Source organism: Streptomyces sp. YIM S03343, from assembly GCF_054729195.1.
The window spans coordinates 486606-511019 of the sequence record NZ_JBPUKX010000002.1; the positions used below are offsets into that span (position 1 = coordinate 486606).

Consider the following 24414-nt stretch of genomic DNA (forward strand, 5'->3'; position numbering starts at 1 on the left):
CTCGGGCGCCGTCGCCCGAGGAGCCCACGCCTGCCCCGGACGTCAGCGGAACGCCGCGTGCCCGGTGATCGCCTGGCCGATGACGAGGGTGTGCATTTCAGCCGTGCCCTCGTAGGTCAGCACGGACTCCAGGTTGTTGGCGTGGCGCAGCGGCGAGTACTCCAGGGAGACGCCGTTCGCGCCCAGGATCGTACGGCACTCCCGGGCGATGGCGATGGCCTCGCGGACGTTGTTGAGCTTGCCGACGCTGATCTGTTCGGGGCGCAGCCGGTGCTGGTCCTTGAGGCGGCCCAGATGGACGGCGAGCAGCGCCGAGGTGCCTAGCGAGACGGCCATGTCGGCGAGCTTCTTCTGGGTGAGCTGGAAGGCGCTGATCGGCCTGTCGAACTGGACGCGTGCGTCGGCGTAGTCGACGGCCGCCTGGAGCGAGTCGCGGGCGGCGCCGACCGCGCCGAACAGGATGCCGAAGCGGGCCTCGTTGAGGCAGGAGAGCGGTCCGCGCAGGCCCTCGGCGAGCGGGAGCCGCGCGGAGTCGGGGAGGCGGACGCCGTCGAGGTGCAGTTCCGAGGTGACGGAGGCGCGCAGCGACATCTTGCGCTCGATGTCCCGGGTGGTGAAGCCGGGGGTGCCGCGCGGGACGAGGAAGCCGCGGACGCCGTCGTCGGTCTGCGCCCAGACGGTGGCCACGTCGGCGATGCCGCCGTTGGTGATCCACATCTTGGTGCCGTCGAGGATCCAGTCGCCGCCGTCGCGGACGGCCCGGGTGCGCATCCCGCCGGGGTTGCTGCCGAAGTCGGGTTCGGTGAGGCCGAAGCAGCCGATGGCGTCGCCCGCTGCCAGCCGGGGCAGCCACTCGCGCTTCTGCTCCTCCGAGCCCCATTTCCAGATGGAGTACATGGACAGGGAGCCCTGGACGGAGACGAAGCTGCGGAAGCCGGAGTCTGCGGCCTCCAGTTCCAGGCAGGCGAGGCCGTAGGAGACCGCGTTGGTGCCCGCACAGCCGTAGCCCTCCAGATGCATGCCGAGGACGCCCAGTTTGCCGAGTTCCGGGGCGAGTTCGCGGGCGAAGTGGGCGTTCTCGAACCACTCGCCGAGGTGCGGGCGCACCCGTTCGGCGAGGAACTTGGCGACGGTTGCCTGGATCGCGCGTTCCTCGTCGGAGAGGGTGGCGGCGAGGTCGAGCAGGTCGAGGGGGTCCTTCATGGGCGGGCGGCTCATCGGGGCTCCTGAGGGTGGGCGGCGGGGGGCTGGGCTGCGGGGGGGGCCGGGTCCGTCCGGGTCCGGGTCGGGTGTGGGCAGGCGGCAGGGGTGCTCGGCGCCGGTCGGCCCTGGTCCGGCGCGGCCCCCTCACCCTGGCCCGGCGGCGGATCATCGGTCAACGACGTACCGGCGCATCTTTGTGCGCGGCGGGCGCACCGTCAGTGACGGTCCCTCCGGCGCGGCCGAGGAACCCGGCGGCGAGCAGGGCCGCGGTGGCGACGAGGGCGGTGCCCTGCCAGCCGGTCCGGTCGAGAAGGGGCGCGGCGGCCGCGGTGCCGAGGGCGCCGACGACGAAGTAGAGCACCAGATAGACCCCGCTGAGGCTGCCGCCGCGGGCCGGGTCGATGCCGATGACACGGCTCTGGTTGGCGGCCTGGGCGGCGAAACAGCCCGCGTCGAACAGGGCGAGCCCGAGCGCGGTGACGGGTGGGGAGCCGAGCCCGGTGGCGAGCAGGGCGGTGCCCGCGGCGGCGGTCAGCATGGTCGCGGCGATGACGGTGCCGGGGGCGAGGCGGTCGGTGAGGCGTCCGGTGAGCGGGAGCGCGGCGAAGCCGAGGAGGCCCGCGAGGCCGTAGAGGCCGATGGCGGCGGGAGAGAGGGAGTGGGGCGGGCGGCCGAGGGCGAGGGTGAGGGCCACCCAGACGAGGTTGAAGGCGAAGTACCACAGGCCCCCGCACGTCACCGCCCGGCGCAGTGCCACGTGCTGCCGCAGCAGCCGGGGCAGCGAGGCGACGGTGGCCAGATAGCCGCCCCGGTACGACGGCCGCTGCCGGGGCAGGAGCCGTACGGCGGCGAGGGCGCACAGCAGGACGAGCGCGGCGAAGACGAGCAGCATCCGCCGCCAGCCGAGGGCGTCGGCGAGGGCTCCCCCGGCGAGCCGGCCGAGCAGGATCCCGGCGGACAGACCGGCGGCCACGGTGGCGACGGCGGTGGCGCGGCGGCCGGGCGGGGCATGGCGGCCCGCAATGCTGCTGGCCTGGGCGGCGACTCCGGCGGTCGCGCCGACGGCCAGATAGGCGGCCAGCAGGACTCCGACCTGGGGTGCACTGGCAGCGAGGACGAGGGCGGCGGCCAGGACGGCGAGCTGTCCGGTGACCAGCCGGTGCGGGGGCAGCCGGTCGACGAGCGGGAGCAGCAGGGCGAATCCGGCGGTGCAGCCGGTGAGCGCGGCGGTCGGCACCAGGCCGATCACGGAGGTCCGGACGTGCAGCCCGTAGGCGACCTCGGTGAGCGCGGGCTGGATCGCGTAGTTGTTGGCGATCGCCACGGCAGCGACGACGGCGAGCAGGAGGGTACGGCTGCGTTCCGGCGGCGGGGTCACGGCCGCCGGTCCCGGGTCAGGACGACGGCGTAACGGCATTCCGTGTCACCGGTGTTGGCGAAGGTGCGGGGCGCGGGTTCGCCGAGTTCGATGGTGTCGCCCGCGTCGAGTTCGTGCACGGTGACGCCGTCGTGGAAGGTGAGCCGTCCCTCCAGCACCCACACGATCTGCCGTACGAAGGCGAAGGCAGCGGCCGGATACGGCACCCGGGCCCCGGCGGGCAGGCGGATCTCGGCGATCTCCGCGGGGAAGCCGGGACGGGTGATCTGGCGGCGCCGGTAGCCGGTGGCGGGGTCGGTCCACTCGGCGGCTCCGGCTCCGCGCCTTACGTCCGCGGTGGCGGCCGGATCCCCGTCATCCCCGTCGGGTGTCCCCTCGGCCAGCGCGAGCAGGGAGGCCACGCTGAGCCGGAACGCGGCGGACAGTTTGCCGAGGACGACGGCGGTGGGGCTGCTCTCGCCGCGCTCGATCCTGCTGATCATGGCCTGGGAGACCCCGGAGGCCTCCGCAAGCTGCGCCAGGGTCCACCTGCGGCGTTCGCGTTCGGTGCGCACGCGGGCGGCGATCTGCCCGACCAGAGGATCTACTATGTTGGACATGTATCCACTATACGAGAAGCAGCGGGTGGTGGTGCGGCCCGCGCACGCCGGTGACGCGGAGGCCGTCCGCGCCATACGCAACCACGCCATCAAGCACTCGACGGCGCTGTGGACGGACACCCCGCTGTCCCCCGCCGACGGCGCCGCCTGGCTCGCCGATCACCTCGCGCGCGGCTCGGCGTTCGTGGCGGAGCTGCCCGGCGCGCCGGGCGAGGTCGCCGGTTTCGCGGCCTACGGCCCCTGGCGTCAGCTCGACGGCTACCGCCACACCGTGGAGAACTCGGTCTACGTCCGCGAGGACCGGCACGGGCTCGGGGTGGGCACGGCACTGCTGGGCACGATCGTCGGCGCGGCCCGTGACGCCGGGCACCATGTGATGATCGCGGGCATCGAGGCCGGCAACAGCGCGTCGGTCCGGCTGCACGAGCGGTTCGGGTTCGAGCAGGTGGGGACGGTGCGGGAGGTCGGGGTGAAGTTCGGCCGCTGGCTGGATCTGACGCTGCTGCGGCTGGCGCTGGACGGGTCGGACGGCGGTGCGTGAGCGCAGTCGCCACCGCCGGTACGGCTCCGAGGTCGTCCGGGCGGGTGCGTGACCGTGGCCGGGCGGGCCGCGGCGGTGCCGTGCGGGGCCACGGCGTCCGTCGGGCCGGGGGTGGTGTCCGCCAGGCCGGGGGCGACCGACGGGCCGGGGGTGGCCGACGGGCGGTAGGCAGGCTCCGGCTTCGCAGCCTGGCGGGCCGGTGAGTGGTGGGCGGCCCGTTCGCGGAAGGTCAGCCGTCGAGGGCGGCCACGGTGTACGCCACCCGGCGCACGGCTCACCCCGTCGTGCCCCGTGCCCCGCGATGTCGCCACGCTCCCCTTCACACGAACACGTAAGAGTCAAATCGGGGCACGCGCAGGCATCGGACACGCGAGACTCCCCCTGTGTTGAGCAACCTGCCCGCGATCCCTGCCGATTTCATCGGTCGCCTGGGCGAAGTCGCCCACGTCTCCAGGATGTTGCGTCTGCACCGTCTGGTCACCCTGACGGGGCCGGGCGGGGTCGGCAAGACACGGCTCGCGCTGCACTGCGCGGACGCGGAGCGCAGGACGAGCGGGCTGACCGTGCGCTGGGCGGATCTGTGGAAACCGGCCGACGACCGCACGCTCGTCGCCACCGTCGCCGACGCGCTCGACTTCGCCGACCACACACCGGGCGCGGCCCTGGACGCGCTCACCGAGTGGCTGTCCGACCGGCGGCTGCTGCTCGTGCTGGACTCCGGCGAGCATCTGCTGCCCAGTTGCCGTGCCCTGGTGGGGCATCTCCTGGGGCACTGCCCCGAGCTGACCGTTCTGGTGACCAGCCGGGAGCCGCTCGGGCTGCCGGACGAACACCGCGTGGACGTCGAGCCGTTGCCCGCCAGCACAGACGCCGTGCATCTGCTCGGCCGGCTCGCCGCCGCGATCGGCCGACCGCTCACCGGCACCCCGGACATGATCGTCGCGACCCGGCTGTGCCGGCGGCTCGACGGCATCCCCCTCGCCGTGGAACTGATCGCCGGACAGCTTCCCGACCGTACCCTCGACCGGATCGACCAGGACCTCGCCTCCCGGCTCGACCTAGCCGCCGCCGACCCGCGCGGCGGCGCGCCGCGGCACAGGGCGCTGCACACCGCCATCGGCTGGAGCCATGAACTGTGCCTGCCCGAGGAGCGGTTGCTGTGGGCGCGGCTGTCCGTGTTCCGCGGCGTCGTGGACACCTACACGGTACGGGCGGTGTGCGCCGGCGGGCCGCTGGCCCCCGAGGACGTCATGTCGGCGCTCGCCGGGCTGGAGCGCAAGTCGGTGCTGACCCGCCGCGGCGACCTCTACCACATGCTCGACACCGTCCGGGAGTACGGCCGTACCCGGCTCGCCGAGCTCGGCGAGAGCGCCGAACTCGCGGGCCGGCACGCCCGTTACTACCTGGAGATGGCGCGCCGCGCCGACGAGGGCTGGCTGGGTCCCGACCAGACCCGCTGGTACCGGTGGATCAACGCGGTGCACGCCGACCTGTGCGCGGCGCTGGACCACCTTCTTGACGTACGGCCGTACGACGCTGTGGAGTTGAGCGCCGTCCTCGGCTTCTTCTGGAGCTGCTGCGGTCATCTGCCGGAGGCCACGCAGTATCTCGAGGACGCCCTCGGCTCGTCCGCCGAGCCCGGTCCCGGCCGTGTCCGGGGGCTGTGGGCGCTCGGCGTGGTCCGGGTGCTGCGGGGCGAGCACGCGACGGGGCGCGCCCTCGCCGATCTGTGCCGTCAGGAGGCCGAGAGCCGGGGCGATCTCGACGGTGTCCTGCGCTCGTCGTACCTGCTCGGGCTGATCCATCTGCTCGGCTGGCGCCCCATGGCCGCCAAGCATGTGGTGGATCTCGGTCTGCAGCAGGGCGAGAGCGCACCGCAGGAGACGGCGGCCCATGTGCTGTGCCGTCTGGTGCGGGTGTTCGCCCTCACCGCGCAGGGCCTGCTGGAGCAGGCGCGGCTGGAGGCCGAGGAACTGCGGCGGCGCAGTGCGGCGCGCGGCGAGTGGTGGACCCGTTCCTCCGCCGACTACCAGCTCGCCCTCATCGCCCTGTTCGAGGACCGTGCGGCGCGGGCGACCGCGCACGCCGTGTCCATGCTGGAGGGCAAGCGACGTATCGGCGACAGCTTCGGTGTGGCCCTCGGTCTCGACGTACTGGCGTCGGCGCTCGCGGCGGAGGGTGCCGGTGAACGCGCGGTCGCCGCGTTCACCGCCGGCGAGAGCTATTGGGGCGCGGTCGGCCACCCACAGCGCGGTACTCCGGAAATCGGCCCGGTACGCGCCCGGTACGAGCACACCGCCCGTACTCTGCTCGGTGAGGAGGGCTACGACGACGTGGTCGCACAGACCCGGCTGCGGGAGCCCGACGCGGTGCTGGCGGAACTGCTGGGGCCTCTTCCGCAGGAAGACCTCTGACGGACCGTGCGGGTGGATCCTGACTGACGCGGAGCCGGGAACTCCGCTTCTTCCTGGGGAAGTTGGTCCTTCTGAGCGTGACGCGGCGGGAGGATAATCGTTGAAGAAGATGTGAATCTTCTGTGCCCACAGACGGCCCCGGAGCACGGCGTCCTCCGGCAGCCGTCCGCCGCGGTCCGCACGGCCGACGCGCCCGCCTCCCGCCTCTCCCGCCCTGCCCGCCCCTGTCTCGGCGTACGCCTCCATCACAGCGGAGCCAGCCGATGAGACCCGACTCCGTGTGCGCGATCATGGACATGGCCTATCTGGTCTCCGACCACGACTCCCTCCGGGTCCCCGTGGAGCTGCGCTTCGACCTCGGCGATCCGCTCGCCGTGCACATCACCTTCAACCCGGGCGACGAGACCTCCGTGACCTGGCGGTTCGCCCGCGATCTGCTCGTCGGAGGGGTGCAGCAGCCGTGCGGCGAGGGGGACGTGCACATCGCCCCGGCGAGCCCGGGGTGCTTCGACGACGTACTGATCAGGCTTCAGGTGGGGGGCGCCGCCGCACTGTTCGTGTGTGCCACGGCCCCGCTCATGGCGTTCCTGGACCGCACACACGCCCTGGTGCCCCTGGGGCTGGAACACCATTACTCGGACTTCACGGCCCGGATCGACGAGGCGCTCGACGAGATCCTCGCGGCCTGAGCGGACAGGCACTGAGGGACCTGCGCTCCGGGCTCCGCCGTACGGGTCCCCGGCGGCGGCACCCGGAGTGTTGTCCCCCGCCGGGCGACGGCGGGCATCCCATAGTGCACGCATGACGCGTACGACCGCGGCGCTGCTGTGCGCCGTCGCCCTCCTCGGCACCACGATCCAGACCGGCGCCGCCTCCGCGACCACGGGCAGCGCCGGGGTCGGCGCCACGGCCGCCGACCGCCCCGGGCGGCCCTGCACCGCCACCGCCCGCCCGCGCGGCGAGGCCCGTCAGGTGATCGACCTGGTCCGCGAGGCCCGGAAGGAACTGGATCTCAAGGCCGCCCTGGTGAAGGTCACGGTCGGCGGCCGCGAGCTGGTCACGACGGCGGACGGCGAATCCCTCACCGATGTGCCCGCGACGCCCGCCATGCACTTCCGCGCCGGTTCCGTCGCCATCGCCTACATGGGCACCGTCCTGCTCCAGTTGGTGGAGGAGCACAAGGTCGGCCTGGACGACCCCGTCTCCCGCTGGCTGCCCGATCTGCCGCACGGCGACCAGATCACCCTGCGGATGCTCGGCGACTCCACCTCGGGTCTGCACGACTATGTCACCGACCCGGTGTTCATCAAGAAGCTCTACGCCGACCCCTGGCAGCACTGGACCCCGGAGGAACTGGTCGGGATCTCGCTGAGCCACCCGCTGTGGTACGAGCCCGGCACCAACTGGAGCTACTCGCACGCCAACTTCGTTCTCCTGGGCCGCGCCCTGGAGGAGATCACGCGCACCCCGCTCGACCGGCTGCTGCAGCAGCGGATCATGGGACCGCTGCGGCTGCGCAACACCCAGAACAACGACACGGCCCTGATCCCGCAGCCCGTACTGCACGCCTACGACGCCGAGCGCGGCCTCTACGAGGAGTCCACGTACTTCAACCCGTCGTGGACCACCGCCCCCGGCGCCGTACTCACCACCGACATCTGCGACCTGGCCCGCTCCGGACAGGCCATCGGCAGCGGCGAACTGCTCTCGCCCGCCGCCTTCCGCACCCAGCTCAACCCCGGTACGGTCGGCCTCGGCCACCCCACCGACGCCTGTCCGGCCACCATCTGTCTGCCCATGACCGAGCAGTTCCACTTCGGCGTCGGTATCGTCGTCAAGAACGGCTGGGTGGTGCAGAACCCGTCGTTCTTCGGCTACGCCGCCGTCATGGCCTACGAGCCGCACAGCCGGCTGTCCATCGCGGTGTCGACGACGGTCGGCCCGAACGCCCCAGCGGGCAACACCGCGCAGACCATCACCGAGCGCATCGCCGCCCTCCTGGACCCCGACCACCCGCTCGCGGACTAAGGGCCTGTCTGGAGTTGTGATCTGGGCTCGCGGGGCGTGGCACGCACGCTCGCCGCGTTGCCGAAAGGCCCTAGGGCGCGTATTGAGTCGTGATCACTGGGTAGTCCGAGTGAGGTCTTTGACCCAGATCATCGAGGCGCGCAGTTGGAGGCTGGCGAGGTAGCTGCCGGGGGTCTTGTCGTATCGGGTGGCGATGCCTCGCCATGCCTTGAGCCTGTTGATCAGGCGTTCGACGGTGTTCCGGTCCTTGTAGAGGTCGGCGTCATGGCTGACGGGCCGACCGCCTCTGGAGCCCTTCTTCTTCCGGTTGGCGGCCTGGTCCTTCTTCTCCGGGATGACCGCTTTGATACGGCGTTTGCGCAGGTGGGCGCGGTTGCCGCGGGACGAATACGCCTTGTCTCCGGCGACCGCGTCCGGCCGGGTGCGGGGACGGCCGACGGGCCCGCGCACCCGCACCTTGTTCAGTACGGGGATGAACTGCGGGCTGTCCGCGGCCTGGCCCGCGGTCAGGATGAACGCCAGTGGGCGGCACTTGCGGTCGGCAGCGAGGTGGACCTTGCTGGTCTGCCCGCCTCTGGAGCGTCCGAGGAGGGCGGCCTTCAGCCGGAGTTTGTGCCGTCGTCGGATGCGTCTTCGTTCTTCCCGCGCGGGATCTTGACCGCTTTGTTCTTCGAGGCCGCCCCCTTTGACCTGGCCTTCTCTTCCTCTGCGGCGGCCTTCTCCAGGGCGGTTACGGTGTCCTCGTCGAGGTGCATCCCGGCTGCGTCGTGGTGGGCCCGGGCGGTGGTGGAGTCGATGCTGACCAGGGACAGGTCCACCTCACCACGCTTGGCGGCCTCCGCGATCAGACCCTCCAACAGGGCCTCGAAGACCCCGGCGTCACGCCACTGCCGGAAGCGGTTGTGGACGGTCGACCAGGCGCCGAACTCCGTCGGCATCTCCCGCCACTGCCCGCCCGTCTTGAACCGCCAGATCACGCCCTCGAACTGCTGCCGCAGCCGCTCGGGGTACGGGCCGTACTCGCCGATCGGCAGGTACGGCTCGATGAATTCCCAGTCCGCGTCGGTCAGTTGCACTCGTGTCACGTCAGACGGTCTATCGGACCGAGCCGTGCCCCGAAGGCACATCCCGCAGATTGATCACGACTCGATACGCACCCTAGTAGCTCCGCTACGAGGACCTTCCGGCGCCTTGCGATCGCACGCACCACGCCCCGCTCCCTGATCCAGATCACAACTCCAGACAGGCCCTAACACCGCCGCGCCGGGGGCAGCGGCCCGGGCCCGCCCCCGGCACCCCACCGACCCCAGGAGCCGCACCGTGTCCGAGCCCGTACTGGAGAACCCCTTCCCCGACGGCCACCGCCCCGGCGAGGCTCCCGCGCCGCACGCGCTGCTCGCACCCGTGCTCGGTCTGCTGGGCATCTGGCGCGGCACGGGCCAGGGCGGCTACCCGACGGTCGAGAGCGATTTCACGTACGCGCAGGAGATCGTCTTCAGTCACGACGGCCGCCCCTTCCTCCGCTACGAGGCCCGCGCCTGGCTGCTCGACACCGACGGCACCCCGCTGCGGCCCTCGGCCCGCGAAAGCGGCTGGTGGCGGCTCCAGCCCGGCGGCCACATCGAGGCGCTGATCACCCAGCCCACCGGCATCGCGGAACTGGCCGTCGGCCGCGCGGCGGACGGCTCGGTCGAGCTCACGGCCGGCCACGTGGTCCGCACGCCCACCGCCAAGGAAGTCGACGCCTACCACCGCCGCTACACCCTCGAGGACGACGACACCTTGACGTACATCCACGACATGGCGGCGGTCGGCCACCCGCTCCACCGGCACCTGACGGCACGGCTGCGGCGCGCGGCGTAGGGCACCGGTCGCGCGCCTTGAACGATGCGGCTGTCCTTCACGTATCCCCCGAAGAGGACCTTTCGTACGACACAGGTACAAGCCCGGCGGCCCTCGAACGGGCCGAGAAGGGGATGAACCGCATGAAGCGCATGAACGGCATGATCCACACGGCCCGCACGGCCCCCATGGCGCGCTCACGACGCGCCGCCATCAGCATCTCGGCGCTGGCCTTCACCGGCGCCCTCGCCCTGGCGGCCTGCGGCGGCGGGGGTGGGGGCGGCAGCCACGCCAGCAGCAGCCCCACCACGGCCAAGGCGGGCGCGGGAACGCAGGTGACGGTCACCGAGACCGAATACCACCTCAAGCTGTCCCGGTCCGCCTTCACGCCGGGCACGTACACCTTCACCGCCCACAACGCCGGCACGGCCACCCATGCCCTGGAACTCGACGGGCCCGGCGTCGAGGACGTCAGGACCAACAACCTCCAGGCCGGCCAGACGGGCACACTGACGGTCACGTTCAAGAAGGGCAGCTACAAGATGTACTGCCCCGTCGACGGGCACAAGCAGCTGGGAATGATGCAGACCATCCAGGTCACCTGACGCGCGGGCGCGCCGGGCGGGCTCAGGTGGCCTTGAAGGCCACTCCGCCATAGAAGCCGATCTCCTCCGACCGGGGCGGCGGCGTGCCCTCCGGGCGCCAGAACGGAACCTGGGTCACTCCGGGTTCGATCAGTTCGAAGCCGTCGAAGTACGCCTCGACCTCGGCGCGAGTGCGGAGGTTCATGGTGGCGGTGGCGTTGTTGTAGACGGCCTGGGCCTCTGTGCGGTCGGCGAAGTCGCCGGTGGCGTGGGACAGGACGAGACAACTGCCGGCCGGAAGCGCATCGCGCAGGGTGGCGACGACCCGGCCGGGGTTCTCCGCATCGGTGAGGAAGTGGAGGAGGGCGACGAGGAGCAGGGCGACCGGCTGATCGAAGTCGATGACCTTGAGGACGTCGGGGTGGTCCAGGATCCCCCGGGGGTCTCGCACGTCGCCGAGGACGATGCTGGTGGATCCGTGGGAGCCGAGCAGCGCGCTGCCGTGCGTGTAGACGATCGGATCGTTGTCGATGTAGGCGACGCACACATCGGGCGCGGCCTCCTGGGCTATCTCGTGCACGTTCGGCGAGGTGGGCAGCCCGGTGCCGAGGTCAAGGATCTGGCGGATCCCGCCGCCGACGACATGACGGACGGCGCGCCGCATGAACGCACGGTTGGCGCGCACGCTGATCCGCACCTCGGGCGCCGCGGCGGCGAGCGCGTCACCGGCCGCGCGGTCGACCTCGTAGTTGTCCTTGCCGCCGAGCAAGTAGTCGTAGATCCGGGCGGGATGCGGCCTGCTGGTGTCGATCTCCTCGGCCTGGAAGCCGTCCTGGGTCACACTGCGCTCCTCTCGACAGACCGCGCCCGCAGTCCTGCCCATGGGTGGCCAGACCTGTTTCTTACCTCAACTTGCTTACGATCACACGGGGTTGCTCGACGGACAGCCGTCCCGCGCGTGTCGTCCTGAACCATGTGCCGCACCTCTTGACGGCCCCGCGCAGCTCTCGTACGTTTCCCTCGCACCGACGATTTGAAACGTTTCAATCACATCCGTCGCTGCGCACTGTACGAGTCGCTCTGCTCCATCCGCACCGTGTGAGGGAGTACATCCGTGGCAAGTCAGACACCGCCCCCCGAGCCCAGCTCCTCTTCCAGCCCCGTGGAGCCCGAACCCGCCGACCACCAAGGCCCGCTGAGCCGACGTCACGTCTTGGGCATCACCTCCGCGCTCGCCGCCGGGACGCTGGCCGCGGGAGCCGTCGGCGCGTTCCCTGGAGTCGCCCACGCCCGGTCCACCGCGTCCGCCGAGCCCGTCACCCTGTCCCGGGCCCGCTGGATCTGGTACCCGGAGTCGGACGCGGGCCGTGATGCCCCCGCCGGACACCGGTACTTCCGCCGGAGTTTCACCGTCGCCGAGGGAGAGGTGACGGAAGCTCAGTTCGTCGTCACCGGTGACGAGACGGTCGACGTGTGGCTCAACGGGCAGCCGCTGGCCGGGTCACCGAGAACCGCCGGTTCCTGGCGCCGGGCCCTGTACGTCGACCTGCGCTCCGCGCTACGGCCCGGCACCAACGCCCTTGCCGTGGCGTGCCGCAGCGGTGGCGGGCACGCCGGTGTCATCGGGCGGCTGCGGGTGCGCAGCGCCGGCGGGACGACCGACCTGGTCACCGACGGCAGTTGGTCGGCGGGTAAGGACGCGGTCGAGGGGTGGGAGCGGCCGGCTTTCGACACCGGCGGCTGGTCCGCGGCCCGGGAGCTGGGCGCCTACGGCATCGCGCCCTGGTTCACGCGGGTCGCCGCCCCCGATCTCGGCGCCAAGGCGCCGCTGAGGGTGACCGGTTGCACGGTCGAGCAGCGTGCCGAGCCACTCGGTGTGGACGCGGCACGGCCGCGGTTCGGCTGGCGGCTCGACTCCGCGGCATCGGCGACATCGTCGGCTTCGGCCTCGGCCTCGGCGCAAGGGCAGCAGCAGGGTGCGTACCAGGTCCGGGTCTCCGCCTCCCGTGCGGGTGGCGGCGAGGTGTGGGACAGCGGGCGGATCGCGTCGGGGCGGCAACTCGGTGTCGAGTACGGCGGACGGCAACTGCGCAGTCTCACGAGGTACTTCTGGCGAGTGCGGGTGTGGGACACCCAGGGGCGGGCAAGTGCGTGGAGCGCGCCGCGATGGTTCGAGACCGGGCTGTTGGCTGCCGACGAGGAGTGGCGGGGCGCGTTCATCGGCCAGCCCGCGGCTCCGGATCTGACGGGAGCGTCGTGGATCTGGTACCCGGAGGGTGATCCGGCCTCGGGGGTGCCGGTCGGAACCCGATACTTCCGGCGGACGTTCACGCTCACCACTTCGCCCTCCGCCGCGAACCTGGTGGTCACCGGGGACGACACCGCGGACGTATGGGTCAACGGGGTACTGGTGAGCACGTCGCCGCGGGTGACCGACTCATGGAAGAGCGCAGCGCTCGTCGATGTCACGGACCGCCTCACCACAGGCACCAACACGATCGCGATCACCTGCCGAAACACCACTCAGTCCCCGGCCTCCGTGATCGCCAGGCTGGTGACGACCGGCGGCCCGACCCTCGTGACCGACACATCGTGGAAGGCGGGCCAGGACGAGCAACCGGGCTGGCAGAGCGGCGGGTTCGACGACAGCGCCTGGCCCGCGGCCCGCGCGATCGCGTCGTACGGCGGCGGACCGTGGGGGTCCCAAGTACGGGTGGTGAAGCCCGGGCCGCTACTGCGCAAGGGGTTCACCGTACGCGGCCAGGTGGCCTCCGCCCGGCTGCTCGCCACCGCGCTGGGGCTCCATGAGACACGGCTCAACGGCGCCAAGGTCGGCGCGGACGTGCTGGCGCCCGGCTGGACCGACTACGCCAAGCGTCTCCAGTACAAGGTCTTCGACGTCACCGACCGTCTCCGGCAGGGGGCCAATGTGCTCGCCGCCCGGCTGGGCAACGGCTGGTACTCCGGCAGCCTCGGCTTCGCCGGGAGCCAGCACTACGGCACCCAGCCCTGGTACTCGGCGTATCTGGTGGTCACGTTCACGGACGGCAGCACCCAGCTCGTCGCAACGGACGGCACCTGGAAGGTGGCCAACGGCGGGATCAGGGCGGACGACCTCTACAACGGAGAGACCTTCGACGCGCGGCTGGACATGAGCGGCTGGGACTCCATCGGCTTCGACGACAGCGGATGGGACGCCGCGGCCGTGTCCAGTGCGAGCACGCCCCGCCTCGTCGCGCAGGTTGACAACGGTGTCACCGTCCAGGACGAGTTCCGGCCCGTGGCCGTGACCCAACCCCAGCCCGGCGTCTGGATCTTCGACCTGGGGCAGAACTTCACCGGCTGGAACCGTCTCGCGGTCCGCGGGCCCGCCGGTACGACGGTGACCGTCCGGCACGGCGAGGTCCTGAACCCCGACGGCACGCTCTACACAACGAATCTGCGCGCCGCCCAGGCCACCGACCGCTTCACCCTCGCCGGCACCGGCGGCACCGAGACGTACGAGCCCACGTTCACCGTGCACGGCTACCGCTATGTCGAACTCACCGGTCTGCCGGACGGTTTCACCCCCGACACGAGCACGGTCACCGGCCGCGCGGTGTGGACGAACGCGGCACGGCCCGGCAAGTTCACCGCCTCCGACCCTCTACTCCGGCAGCTCCAGCACAACATCGTGTGGGGCGAGCGCAGCAACATGCTCTCGATCCCGACCGACTGCCCCCAGCGGGACGAACGGCTGGGCTGGACCGGTGACATCGCCGCGTTCTGCGCCACGTCGACCTTCAATCTCGACACCCACGCGTTCCTCGCCAAGTTCGCCGACGACCTGACCGACGCCCAGCAGTCCGACGGCGCGTTCACGGATGTAGCGCCCGCCGTCATCGGTGGCTCCGGCACGGCGGGCTGGGGCGACGCGGGCACGATCGTCCCGTACACCCTGTGGCAGCGCTACGGCGACGTGGGCGTCGTGGACCGGCACTTCGCGGCGATGGCGAGTTGGGTCGGCTATCTGCGGTCCACCGCGGGCACCGACCTGATCCGCGACCGGACAACGTACGGCGACTGGCTCAACGTCAACGACAACACCGCGCAGAACATCGTCTGCACGGCGTTCTTCGCCCGTTCCGCCCGGCTCGTCGCGCGAATGGCGGCGGCCACTGGCCGGACGGCCGAGGCCGCATCCTACGGGGATCTGGCCGACCGGGTCGCGGCGGCCTTCACGGCCCGTTTCATCGCGCCCGACGGCACGGTGAGCGGCAACACCCAGACCGGCTATGTCCTCGCCCTGGCCTTCGAGTTGCTGCCGGACTCACTGGTCCAGCCGGCGGCGGACAAGCTAGCCGCTAAGGTCGCCGCAGCGGACGGGCATCTGAGCGTCGGCTTCCTCGGCGTGGAGAACCTGCTGCCGGTGCTGGCCGAGCACGGGCATGTGGACACCGCGTACCGCATCCTGCTGCAACGCGGCTTCCCCGGTTGGGGATACATGATCGAGAAGGGTGCCACCACGATCTGGGAGCGGTGGGACGGCATCCGCACCGACGGCTCGTTCAACGACCCTGGCATGAACTCCTTCAACCACTACGGCCTCGGCTCGGTCGGCGACTTCCTGTACCGCTACATCGGCGGACTGGGCGCGGCGAGCCCCGGCTACGCCGCCCTGCGCATCGCACCCCGCCCCGGCGGCGGCCTCACGTCGGCCGGGAGCACCTACGAGACGCCGTACGGCACCGCGAGCAGCGAATGGAGCATCGCCGACGGCCAGTTGACCCTGCACATCACCGTACCCGCAGGCACCCACGCCACGGTCATGGTCCCGACCTCACGGCCACAGTCGGTCACCGCCCCGGCCCAGGCGGTCCCGGGCGGTAGGGCGACGTACTTCGTGCCCGCGGGCAAGTACATCTTCACCGCGGCGAGTTGACACCGATCCCGCCGTGCGGCTGGTCCGGGACCGGCCGCACGGCGGGAGCCCCGCCGAAAAGCCGACGGAGTCCCTCCCCGGACGGCGGCCCACACCACCACCCCCATGGTGGCCCAGGCGGGTGGAGGACGCCCAGCACAGGGCCTCCGGAGCCGTGTGCGCAGATTCGATCCTGCCGGGGGACTCTGCAGGCGGATGCCGTCGGAAGCAGGCGTCGTTTGCCAGTGATCACGCTGTAATAGCGCGTTGATCTTGGAGGGCTTCGCGGCAGGTCAGCGCCCGTCTTCCGGCGCCTCACATGCCCCGTCGGATGGCGTAACCATCGGAACCATGGGCTCTGCTGAGGCCCGAGGCCGGGAGCCAACACCCTAGACGAGTAGATCCGATGTGACGGTGGTCGCCGCCCGGCCGGCCGGAGTCCCTGAGCGTGCGGTTGGAGAACTGGCCAGGCCGCTCCGTCCGGACGCCTCGTCGTTATGGTGTGGTGGTCTGCCAAGGCCATGAACAGGAGGGGCTCATGACTGTCAAGCATCGGTGGCTGTTGGACGAGACTCCCTGGCCTGAACAGGCCACGCTGGTCTACGGCGAGATAGTGGAACTGGCGACGCCACACCCACCGATTCCGAAACTGGGCTGGCTTGGGCCGGAGATCGTGGGCAGCCGCGGTGTGATCGTCGCGTGTGTCATCGAGCAGGACGAGCGTGATGGCCACATCGGACCGCTCTACGCGGTGGAGACCGAGGACGGCAGCCCCTGGAGGCTGCGGCCGGAGTTCCTGGTCTCCCGGGGAGGACTTCATCCCGACATGCCGCCCCGCTATCGCAGCGACCTGCCCGAAGGAACCCGCGTCCGAATCCGCTTGGAGGCGGATACACCGGGCGCGCCGACGGAGGCTGTCGGGGAGGTGGCCGGGATCTGGTGGACGACGTCTTTGGAGCCGCCAAAGGGCTACATCGTGCAGGTTGGCGAGTTCTCCCACTGCGTGACCCCACAGCAGACCGAGGTCCTCTGACTCGGCGTGAGCCTGCCTGCGGTCCGCCGGATGCCGTCAGTGGTCAACCGCGATCAGCGAGCGGGTGACACGCTTCAGGACCTCTGCGATCCGGCAACTCGTCTTCCAGGCCCCGGCCCCCGTCACGCGAAGGCCCTCGGCTATCGCGTTAAGACCGCTACACGGCTGGTCACCGAAGCCGGAGGAACCTGGAGCCGATACGCCCCCGGCGACCACCAACAATCGACCGGTCGGCACGAGCCTCTGGACGAAACTAATCCGCAAGGATAATTTGAAGTCAGAATTTTTCTTGGGCTTCAAATTGGGGGGATCCTTATGGCTACACCTGTGTTCGACCTCACCGCAGGCGACGCTGGCGGCCAGGTCGAGAGCTGGGAGGAGCTGCGGCATGCCGTCGAAGAGTCCGGCGGCGTTCTTCGCGTCGTCATGTGGCTTCTGCGTGACCTGGAGCAGGCCGGCCGCCTCGGCGTTCATGTCCGTGCCAGCATCAGTCGCCGCCTCGACGGTCTCGGACTCGCCCACCTGCCCGCCGATATCCCCGGTGAGCAGTACGCCATCATCACTCTCTACAAGCGCGGCACTCCTGCTGCCGCAGTCGTCGACGCCGTGTTTCGCGACGGCAGCAGCAAGGCGGCCGAGGTTGCACTTCGCCGAATGAACACCTCGCGGGACGCTGAGAAGCTCCAGGTCATCACCGAGAAGGTGGAAGAACTCGCGAAAATCCTCCTCGACGAGGAGTAGGAGCCGCCCGCAGCTCGGTCTCACGCTACTCAAGGTGAGACCGAGCTCTCGGCGGCAGAGAATACGCGGCACCGCAACATGTGAGCCCACCAGCCTGCCGGTCACGCCTGCGCCCCCTCGCTGGCACTGGGAGTCCCTGCAACGTGGTTGGGTGCGGCTCTTCTCAAGGGATACCCCTAACCTGGGGAGATGTTGAGTGGCGTGTTGGTGGGCACAGTGGGTGTGCCCGCCGCCTGTGTCCACACCTCGTGTCAGAGCGAGTAGCGTTTCAACCTGGCGAGAACGACCCGCAATCGGTCTCGTCACCCGCTGTTGTCAGTGGTGGTCCTTAGGGTTTCGGTCATGAACTTTGATGATCTTGCCCGGCCGGACTCTGCTCTCGCCGATGTCTGCGCGCGCACCGTCGCCGTGCTCGTCAAACACGGCCACTTGGACCTTCTCATCGAGGCCGCCGGGACGATCCACACTGGAGGCCCGGGGGCATGGAACTGCGCGGAAGGAGCAGCCAGAGAACTGAGCCGCAGGGGGGAGCAGGATGCCGCCTGGCAGATCCTTGTCCCCTATGCCCAGCCCCACAATTGGGCGGCCGTGGAGACCGCGGCGGAACTGCTGGAGAGCTGGGGCCGTGCAGAGGAGGCACTTGCACTCGTCCGTACTCAGGAGGGCCAAGACAGGCTGGCCGCACCGGTCGAAGCCCGGCTCCTGGTCGTCCTTGGCAGAGTCCAGGAGGGGGTAGACCTCCTGCGCCCGCACCTGGAGGACTGGTACTACCTCCAGGGCCTCGTGGATGCCACCAAGGGCGCGGGCTGCGATGAACAAGTGGTGGACCTGATGGCTCCGTTTGTGGAGCAGGAATTGCAGACCGGCCATCCCCTCCTGGCCACGGTCATGCTGGCGCAGGTTCTGGAGCGGCAAGGCCGCCTGGACGAGGCCGTCCAGGCGCTGCAACGAAACCTCGATAACGGCAACTCCGTCAGCGTGAACGTCGTCGAGGAGCTCGCCCAACTACTCGCCCGCCACGAACGGCTCCAGGAACTGGAGGAACTCACCACGCGCTCCTACGGCCGATACGCGGTCGGGGCGCTGATAGGCAAGCTGGAGGAACTCGGCCGCACCGACGCCGCCTTCGCCGCAGCTCGCCGTGCCGCGACGGACCACCCCATGCACGGGCCGGCCCATCTCGCCGACCTGCTGGTGCGCCACGGACGGCCCGGCGAAGTCCTGGAAGCCGCCCGCGCTCTACTGGCCGACCGGGATTGCGGCTGCTACGAACAGGGCCTGCTGATGAAGCTGGTCGAACATGGCCACCCCGACACCGCCTACGACCTCCTCGCTGAACTCGCTTCCCTGGCGCCTCGAGTCACCGACGACGAGGACGGCCGCATGTACCTGGCGGAATGGGAAGAAAAGCTGGCCCGCCTCCGGATATGGCTGCTCTCCGAAACCGGACGGGCCGACGAAGCCATCGCCGTACTCGAGGGCCTCACCGACGACGAGTTCTACCTCCGCCGGGAGATGCTGGCAGGCGTCTTGGAAGACCAAGGTCGCCCCGATGAGGCCATAGCGGTCCTAGCCGCCTCAACCGAGAGTCTGGAGGCGTACGAGCTGGGCGACCTCCTCATCCGGCAAGGCCGCGCGCGCGAGGCCTTCGCCGTCTTCACGAAGGCCCCTGACGCGCCCTTCAGCTCCGTCTTGAGGCGGTAACCAAGGACACCGGGCGGATAGGCCAGGCGGGCGGCGTTCACGCAGTCCGGGATGCGGTTCCCTACGGCGTGGAAGGTTCTGTAGGAAGGAGAACGAGCCCTTCTGGCACCCTTCCTCCACAATCACGGCAGAGACTGACGGCCCAGAGCACCGGTCCCGAGGCGATCGGCGACGCAGGCCGCAGCGTGCAGCTGACAATGGAAGGGTGAGGGAATACCACGGCCGACGCAGGCGCGCTCAGGTAAGCTCGATGCTGCACCAGACGACTTTGCCGCCGGTCGGCAGGAAGTAATAGCTCCACTCTTTCGCGAGCGTTTGCACGAGGAGCAATCCACGGCCGTTTTCGGCACCGAGATCCGGAAGGCCGCTCCGGACCGGGGGCTGGTTATTCGGGTCGGCGACCAGGACGAGGATGCGGGTTTCTTCACGCTGCAATGTCAGCGTCAGCCGGGTCGGCAGCGTTTCGAGCGACTGGTCGGCGCTGTGCCGGACCGCATTGGTGACGAGTTCGGAAACCGCCAATTGCGCATTGTCGATCTGCTCTTGATTGACACGCCAGGCGCTCAGCACGTCGCGGGTGTGTCGCCGTGCCCAACGCACGGCATCGGCTTGGGCGGCCAGTTCGAGGCGGCTTGTGATCCGCTCGTTCGGCATGGTGGCTCCTCTACCGGGCGGCGTCCGGGGGCGACGCCAGCTCGGATAAGAGCCTGTGGGCTGGCAGCCCCTGGTGTGCATGGCGGGGCGGCATAACCGGGTATGTATGGCACGCATAGACACAAGGCCCCGTAGGCAGCCCAAAGTCCGTAAGCTTGGCCTTGTATACCGGCGGCAGCCTTACGGAGTACGGCATATGGCACAGCATCAGGTGCGTTACTGCGCCTGTGGCACACGGCTGGCACGAGACAACCACGGCGAACGCTGTGCCACATGCCAGCGGAAAGCGGCCGTGGCGGCCGTCGCCAACCCGCCGCACGTCCCGCAAGAGTTTTGGGAAGCCGAACGGATGCGCGAGGCATTAGACGCCTGGCACATGGGCCACGTGTTCTACGCCTACCGGACGCACCCATGGCACCAACAGCCTGTCTCCCAAGAAACCCTCGCTGGCTGGCTGGGGTTGGCCCAGGCCCAACTGAGTCGCATCGAGAACGGAAATCCGCCGCAAGACCTCGCCAAGCTTATGAGTTGGGCGCATACCCTGGCGATCCCCGAACCCCTACTGTGGTTTCGGTTGCACCGCCGGCCGAGCATTCCTGAGCCGCATGCAGCCGAAGAACGGCCCGCACGCAAGGTCCTCCTCGACATGGTCGCGCCTGGTGGCAATTGGCTGCCGCTCTCCAATGACGCACCGGAGTACGGCGTCTCCGGTTTCAATGGCATGAGTTTGCAGGAAAGCGGCGAACATCTGCTGCGCACCTTCCTGCACCTGGACGACGAGCTTGGCGGCGACAGTCTGTACCTACCGCTCACCAAATACGTGGCCCGCATGGCGGTCAGCGTCCGCGCGAACCCTCGGGACGGCCTGGCGGCCTTCGGGCAGCTCAACCAGATGGTCGGCTGGCTGGCCCTCGACGCCAACAAGCACGCTCACGCCAAGCGCTTTCTGGCAACGGCCGTTGAGATCGGGCACGAGGTCGCCGACGCCGGGTTGGTCGCCAGTGCGCTCGGCTACATGAGCTTGCAGGAAACGTACCGCGGTCGATCCGTCCCGGCTCGCTCGCTGGCGCAGATGGCCTTCGCCGCAACCTCTGACCAACTGACGCCGCTCACCCGTGCCGCTACGGGGGCGCGGCTGGCCCGAGCTCACGCCAAATTCGGCGACGAAGAATGCTTGCGCGTCCTGGAGGCCATGGAAGCGGACTTCGCGCGGGCAGGCCAGGAGCAAGAACCGCTGTACGTGTCGTACGTCGACGCTGTGGAGGTCGCCGCCCAACGTGGAGCCTGCTACCTCGACATGGGGATGACGGAGGAAGCAACGGGCGCACTGACCGAGGCGCTCGCCCTGCTGGGCACCAACGCCCCGAACCGTGCCCGTGACCGGGTGCATTACATGTCACGCCTGGCCAAATGCCACCTGCTTGACGGTGAAGTCGAGCGGGCCTGCCAAGTCGGACACGACGCCCTGGCGCTCAGCCAGACGATTGGCTCCGCGCGCATTACCGACCGCCTCGGCGAGCTGAACGACGCGCTGAGCCCGTTCCGCCGGTTGCCCTATGTCCAGGAGTTCCGGGAGCTGTACCGCCTGGTGACGGCCGAGGGGACCGTAGCTGCCGGTATACGCAGCTGAAGAGCAGGCATTCGATATGACGGTACGCAGGAGCAGGGAGAACTAGGCTCCGACATGGGCTAGCAGCCGATCTATGGCGCTGTACTCCGTGAGCGAACGGAGCACGATGTCCGCCCCGGCACCCGCCAGTTCCTCGGCAGAGCTGCGCCCCGTAGCCACGCCCACCGCCACAGCATCGGCGTCATGCGCGCCACGAATATCGTGCGGCGTGTCCCCGATCACGATGACGTGCCCGTCCGGGAAGGGGTGGCCGTACTTAGCGGTCGCCCGAGCACGTGCTTGACGTACGAGGTCGGCCCGGTCACTGCCGTCATCGCCGTAGCCGCCTACTGCAAAGTCCAGATGCTCGGCCAGGTCGAGTGCGGCCAGCTTGGTCTCAGCGATGGTACGGATGTTGCCAGTGACGGCCGACTGCACGACGCCCCGTTTTGCGAATGCCTGGATGGCTTCACGTGCGCCGGGCAGGTCTTCGCCGACCTCGCGCATACGCCCGGCAAGCTCGTGGGCAGCTTCGGCGAGGGCCGCGTAGAAGTGGTCGTACAGCGCTTCCGGCTGCTCGACCCCGTTGAGCCGAAGCGTCTCCACCATGATGGCTTGCTCGGTGCGGCCGTTCATATCGGCGAGTGAACCCAGCGGCCGACCAGTTACGCGCTCGAAGGCCTGGGCATAGATGGTGCGGCTCACACCGCCCCCGATACTCACGAGGGTGTGGTCAACGTCCCAGAGGACAAGGGCCGGTGCGTGGTCGGCGGCGGGCGCATCCAGGTCGTAGGCCATGGGGTCAGGGTAGTGGTCACCAACTGGAGCGCACAGAGGCACTACGGGACGGCAGCCGATCATGATGCGCCGCCGCCCTCCCGGTGCGCGAATCTGCGGCAACGTTTTCGCCTCCGGCGGCAACTGCCTTGGTGCATCATCGACTCGACCTCACCCGAACGGAACCGACGCATGAGCGCAGCGAGACGGGCAGCACGCAGACCGAGGCGCGGGCTGGCGGCCGCCCTGGCTATGGTGGCCACGGGCGTGCTCGCCTGCCTGGTGGTGGCGTTGCTGCCGGGCGGCGGCCACAAGGACGACGCCGGGTACACCGCGGCCACGGCGGTCGAGGGCGCCCCGGGCACTCCCTCGGCCGCCGCCAGCGGCACCCCGAGCGCGACGGCCTCCCCCACCCCGACCGTCGGCTCCAAGAAGAAGCCGGCAAAGTCGCCTTCCCCGACCCCGCCCCACACCGCCTCCAAGGCCTCGGCCCGCACGGCGGGCGGAGGCACCTCGCGCGCCGCTTCCGGATCCGCCCCGCTGGCGGGACGCATCCGGCCCGGCACCACCTACTCGGGCGTCGCCACCTTCTACGGCACCGACGGCACCGGTGCCTGTCTCTATGACGCGAGCAGCGATGTCATGACCGGCGCGATGAACACCGCCGACTACGAGTCCTCCAAGGCGTGCGGGGCGTATGTGCTCGTCCGCGCGGCGAACGGGGCGTCCATCACCGTGCGCATCACCAATGAGTGCCCGGGTGACTGCGCCCCCGGCCAGATCGATCTCAGCGCACAGGCGTTCGCGAAGCTCGCCGCCCCGTCGGCCGGGCGTATCCCGATCACCTGGCGGCTGCTGAGCCCCGACACCTCGCAGACCGTCTCGCTTCGGTACAAGACCGGCTCCAGCCGCTACTGGTGCGGGCTCCAGGTGATCGGGCACCGCAATCCGGTGGCCCGGCTCGAACTCCTTACCAGCAGTGGGGGTTGGCGAGTGCTGCCTCGCGCCGACTACAACTACTTCCTCGCCGAGGACGGCGGCGGCTGCGGCGGTTCGGTGCGGATCACCGATATCTACGGCGAACGCCTCACCGTCGGCGCGATCGCGGTGCGCCCGAACGTCGTACAAGCCACCGGCGTCCAGTTCGCCCGGCACTGAACGGCGCGACCGGGTGCCGCCCCGCCCCCGGCGTTGTCCGTGCCGTCCCCCGCGGGCCACTCGGCCGCAAGCCGACCGTGCGACGCTGAGGCGATGGACATGACGGCCCTGGCCCGCGCCCTGCTCGAACCGATCCCGGCCCATCGCACCGCCGGGGTCACGGTGCGGCGGGCCGCCGACGGTCGCGCCGAGCTCACCGCGGACACCCCGCCGGAGCTGACCAACGTCATCGGGTCGCTGCACTCCAGCGGGCTCGTCGCCCTACTCGACGCGGCCGGGCTCGGCGCTCTCGTCTCCGACGCGCCCCGCACCGCCGACCTCGACGGCGTCGTACCGCTGGGCTCGGCCGCGTCCGTGGAGTTCCTCGCCCCGGCACGGGGGCGGCTGACGGCCGTGTGCGAGCTGTCCGACGAGGCCCGCCAGGCGCTGCGGCCGCTGTGGGCGGGCGAGAGCGACCGCGCCCGGCTAGTCACGCTCGCCGAGATCACCGACGCTGCGGGCACGGTGGTGTGCCGGGGCTCCTTCGAGTGGAGCGTGCGGCGCACGCCATCCGCGGCCGATGCCGGGACCGTTGAACTCTCACCCTGATCTTCACCTTCACCTTCGCCTTCACATCACGGGGGCTCCGTTCGCACGTTGCCCTCGTCTTGTCCGCCATGTCCGCCATGTCCGCCATCTGCGCCATGTACGCCGCCCTCTTGCCCCTCGGTCAAATACCCCCTGGGGTATTTGACCCTGCCCGCGGCACCGCCGTACTCTCGCTAGACAGAAACCCCCCGGGGTATACGGGGGTACACAAGAGAGGCAACCTCATGGCTCGTGAAGTGGGACTGGAGGCGTTCGCGGCCGCCTGGGCCGACGGCGCTCCGGTGGTCGATGTCCGGGAGGCGGACGAGTACGTCGCGGGGCATGTGCCCGGCGCCCGGCTGATGCCGCTGCGCTCCGTGCTCGCGCGCGCCGGTGAACTGCCCACCGACCGGCCGGTCTATGTGATCTGCGCCGGCGGCAACCGCAGCAAGGCCGCCACCGACTGGCTCGGCTCCCGTGGGATCGACGCCTACTCCGTCAGGGGCGGCACCCTCGGCTGGATCCCGGGCGGCCGTCCGACCGCCGCCGGTGCGCACGAGAGCGCGGCCTGAGCCCCAGCCGTCCGTCCTGCCCGACGGCGTGCACGACCCCCACCCCCGCACCCGCACCCGCACCCGCACCCGCACCCGCACCCGCACACCAGACGCGGAGGACCCGCCCC

20 protein-coding genes and 1 pseudogene are annotated in these 24414 nt (G+C 70.2%); 14 read left to right on the forward strand and 7 right to left on the reverse strand.

Annotated elements, in window-relative coordinates:
- Positions 1-42: 42 nt before the first annotated feature.
- From ACSYGN_RS37960 to ACSYGN_RS37970, 3 genes are all read right to left on the reverse strand, one after another.
- Positions 43-1218 (reverse strand): acyl-CoA dehydrogenase family protein, encoded by a 1176-nt coding sequence (locus ACSYGN_RS37960; protein WP_460404815.1) that lies wholly within the window; start codon positions 1216-1218, stop codon positions 43-45.
- A 157-nt stretch (positions 1219-1375) separates the two neighbouring features.
- A complete protein-coding gene (locus ACSYGN_RS37965; protein ID WP_460404817.1) occupies positions 1376-2581 on the reverse strand; it encodes an MFS transporter in 1206 nt (401 codons plus the stop codon).
- Positions 2578-3180: a helix-turn-helix domain-containing protein gene (locus tag ACSYGN_RS37970; protein WP_460404819.1), complete on the reverse strand. Its 603-nt coding sequence runs from the start codon at positions 3178-3180 to the stop codon at positions 2578-2580. Before ACSYGN_RS37970 ends, ACSYGN_RS37965 begins: the two co-directional genes overlap by 4 nt.
- On the opposite strand from ACSYGN_RS37970, the gene ACSYGN_RS37975 reads away from it, so the two are divergent.
- The 4 genes from ACSYGN_RS37975 (at position 3179) to ACSYGN_RS37990 (ending at position 8163) form a co-directional block, all read left to right on the forward strand.
- Positions 3179-3721, forward strand: a complete 543-nt coding sequence (locus tag ACSYGN_RS37975) for a GNAT family N-acetyltransferase (RefSeq protein WP_460404821.1) — start codon at positions 3179-3181, stop codon at positions 3719-3721. The genes ACSYGN_RS37970 and ACSYGN_RS37975 overlap by 2 nt on opposite strands.
- A gap of 383 nt (positions 3722-4104) precedes the next feature.
- Positions 4105-6135 carry an ATP-binding protein gene (locus ACSYGN_RS37980; RefSeq protein ID WP_460404823.1) on the forward strand — a complete coding sequence of 677 codons (2031 nt, stop codon included), beginning with the start codon at positions 4105-4107 and terminating at the stop codon, positions 6133-6135.
- 263 nt (positions 6136-6398) lie between these two features.
- Entirely contained in the window at positions 6399-6824 is a 426-nt protein-coding gene (locus ACSYGN_RS37985) for an SsgA family sporulation/cell division regulator (protein WP_460404825.1), read from the forward strand.
- A gap of 112 nt (positions 6825-6936) precedes the next feature.
- A complete protein-coding gene (locus ACSYGN_RS37990; protein WP_460404827.1) occupies positions 6937-8163 on the forward strand; it encodes a serine hydrolase domain-containing protein in 1227 nt (408 codons plus the stop codon).
- 93 nt (positions 8164-8256) lie between these two features.
- Here the strand turns inward: ACSYGN_RS37990 and ACSYGN_RS37995 are convergent.
- A pseudogene (locus ACSYGN_RS37995) lies at positions 8257-9248 on the reverse strand (IS5 family transposase).
- Between the two features lie 235 nt (positions 9249-9483).
- Here ACSYGN_RS37995 and ACSYGN_RS38000 point away from each other — a divergent pair.
- Both ACSYGN_RS38000 and ACSYGN_RS38005 read left to right on the forward strand, forming a co-directional pair.
- On the forward strand, positions 9484-10026 hold the full coding sequence (locus ACSYGN_RS38000) for a heme-binding beta-barrel domain-containing protein (protein WP_460404829.1): 543 nt from the start codon (positions 9484-9486) through the stop codon (positions 10024-10026).
- Positions 10027-10148: 122 nt separating this feature from the next.
- Positions 10149-10610: a cupredoxin domain-containing protein gene (locus ACSYGN_RS38005; protein ID WP_460404831.1), complete on the forward strand. Its 462-nt coding sequence runs from the start codon at positions 10149-10151 to the stop codon at positions 10608-10610.
- Between the two features lie 22 nt (positions 10611-10632).
- Here ACSYGN_RS38005 and ACSYGN_RS38010 read toward each other — a convergent pair whose 3' ends face one another.
- A complete protein-coding gene (locus tag ACSYGN_RS38010) occupies positions 10633-11430 on the reverse strand; it encodes an SAM-dependent methyltransferase (protein WP_460404833.1) in 798 nt (265 codons plus the stop codon).
- 273 nt (positions 11431-11703) lie between these two features.
- Here ACSYGN_RS38010 and ACSYGN_RS38015 point away from each other — a divergent pair, with 273 nt between their 5' ends.
- From ACSYGN_RS38015 to ACSYGN_RS38030, 4 genes are all read left to right on the forward strand, one after another.
- Positions 11704-15510, forward strand: coding sequence for a family 78 glycoside hydrolase catalytic domain (locus tag ACSYGN_RS38015; protein WP_460404835.1), 3807 nt, complete (start codon positions 11704-11706; stop codon positions 15508-15510).
- 517 nt (positions 15511-16027) lie between these two features.
- On the forward strand, positions 16028-16522 hold the full coding sequence (locus tag ACSYGN_RS38020) for a hypothetical protein (RefSeq protein ID WP_460404837.1): 495 nt from the start codon (positions 16028-16030) through the stop codon (positions 16520-16522).
- Positions 16523-16849: 327 nt separating this feature from the next.
- On the forward strand, positions 16850-17263 hold the full coding sequence (locus ACSYGN_RS38025; RefSeq protein ID WP_460404839.1) for a hypothetical protein: 414 nt from the start codon (positions 16850-16852) through the stop codon (positions 17261-17263).
- A gap of 342 nt (positions 17264-17605) precedes the next feature.
- Complete coding sequence (locus ACSYGN_RS38030; RefSeq protein ID WP_460404841.1) at positions 17606-18967, forward strand: hypothetical protein; 1362 nt, start codon at positions 17606-17608, stop codon at positions 18965-18967.
- 237 nt (positions 18968-19204) lie between these two features.
- Here ACSYGN_RS38030 and ACSYGN_RS38035 read toward each other — a convergent pair whose 3' ends face one another.
- Positions 19205-19621: an ATP-binding protein gene (locus ACSYGN_RS38035; RefSeq protein WP_460404843.1), complete on the reverse strand. Its 417-nt coding sequence runs from the start codon at positions 19619-19621 to the stop codon at positions 19205-19207.
- A gap of 196 nt (positions 19622-19817) precedes the next feature.
- Here ACSYGN_RS38035 and ACSYGN_RS38040 point away from each other — a divergent pair, with 196 nt between their 5' ends.
- Positions 19818-21251, forward strand: coding sequence for a hypothetical protein (locus ACSYGN_RS38040; RefSeq protein WP_460404845.1), 1434 nt, complete (start codon positions 19818-19820; stop codon positions 21249-21251).
- 42 nt (positions 21252-21293) lie between these two features.
- Here ACSYGN_RS38040 and ACSYGN_RS38045 read toward each other — a convergent pair whose 3' ends face one another.
- Positions 21294-22028: an HAD family hydrolase gene (locus ACSYGN_RS38045; RefSeq protein WP_460404847.1), complete on the reverse strand. Its 735-nt coding sequence runs from the start codon at positions 22026-22028 to the stop codon at positions 21294-21296.
- A gap of 171 nt (positions 22029-22199) precedes the next feature.
- Here ACSYGN_RS38045 and ACSYGN_RS38050 point away from each other — a divergent pair, with 171 nt between their 5' ends.
- From ACSYGN_RS38050 to ACSYGN_RS38060, 3 genes are all read left to right on the forward strand, one after another.
- Positions 22200-23165 (forward strand): expansin EXLX1 family cellulose-binding protein, encoded by a 966-nt coding sequence (locus ACSYGN_RS38050; protein ID WP_460404849.1) that lies wholly within the window; start codon positions 22200-22202, stop codon positions 23163-23165.
- Between the two features lie 93 nt (positions 23166-23258).
- The gene (locus tag ACSYGN_RS38055; protein WP_460404851.1) at positions 23259-23753 is read left to right on the forward strand and encodes a PaaI family thioesterase; all 495 of its coding nucleotides are present in this window, start codon (positions 23259-23261) and stop codon (positions 23751-23753) included.
- 224 nt (positions 23754-23977) lie between these two features.
- Positions 23978-24304, forward strand: coding sequence for a rhodanese-like domain-containing protein (locus ACSYGN_RS38060; RefSeq protein ID WP_460404853.1), 327 nt, complete (start codon positions 23978-23980; stop codon positions 24302-24304).
- The last annotated feature ends 110 nt before the right edge of the window (positions 24305-24414 follow it).

Bases quoted from the DNA above. Each gene is read 5' to 3' on its own strand.
- ACSYGN_RS37960 (WP_460404815.1), bottom strand. From the start codon at position 1,218: ATGAGCCGCCCGCCCATGAAGGACCCCCTCGACCTGCTCGACCTCGCC.
- ACSYGN_RS37975 (WP_460404821.1), top strand. From the start codon at position 3,179: ATGTATCCACTATACGAGAAGCAGCGGGTGGTGGTGCGGCCCGCGCAC.
- ACSYGN_RS37970 (WP_460404819.1), bottom strand. From the start codon at position 3,180: ATGTCCAACATAGTAGATCCTCTGGTCGGGCAGATCGCCGCCCGCGTG.
- ACSYGN_RS37985 (WP_460404825.1), top strand. From the start codon at position 6,399: ATGAGACCCGACTCCGTGTGCGCGATCATGGACATGGCCTATCTGGTC.
- ACSYGN_RS37990 (WP_460404827.1), top strand. From the start codon at position 6,937: ATGACGCGTACGACCGCGGCGCTGCTGTGCGCCGTCGCCCTCCTCGGC.
- ACSYGN_RS38005 (WP_460404831.1), top strand. From the start codon at position 10,149: ATGAAGCGCATGAACGGCATGATCCACACGGCCCGCACGGCCCCCATG.
- ACSYGN_RS38020 (WP_460404837.1), top strand. From the start codon at position 16,028: ATGACTGTCAAGCATCGGTGGCTGTTGGACGAGACTCCCTGGCCTGAA.
- ACSYGN_RS38030 (WP_460404841.1), top strand. From the start codon at position 17,606: ATGAACTTTGATGATCTTGCCCGGCCGGACTCTGCTCTCGCCGATGTC.
- ACSYGN_RS38035 (WP_460404843.1), bottom strand. From the start codon at position 19,621: ATGCCGAACGAGCGGATCACAAGCCGCCTCGAACTGGCCGCCCAAGCC.
- ACSYGN_RS38040 (WP_460404845.1), top strand. From the start codon at position 19,818: ATGGCACAGCATCAGGTGCGTTACTGCGCCTGTGGCACACGGCTGGCA.
- ACSYGN_RS38045 (WP_460404847.1), bottom strand. From the start codon at position 22,028: ATGGCCTACGACCTGGATGCGCCCGCCGCCGACCACGCACCGGCCCTT.
- ACSYGN_RS38050 (WP_460404849.1), top strand. From the start codon at position 22,200: ATGAGCGCAGCGAGACGGGCAGCACGCAGACCGAGGCGCGGGCTGGCG.
- ACSYGN_RS38055 (WP_460404851.1), top strand. From the start codon at position 23,259: ATGGACATGACGGCCCTGGCCCGCGCCCTGCTCGAACCGATCCCGGCC.
- ACSYGN_RS38060 (WP_460404853.1), top strand. From the start codon at position 23,978: ATGGCTCGTGAAGTGGGACTGGAGGCGTTCGCGGCCGCCTGGGCCGAC.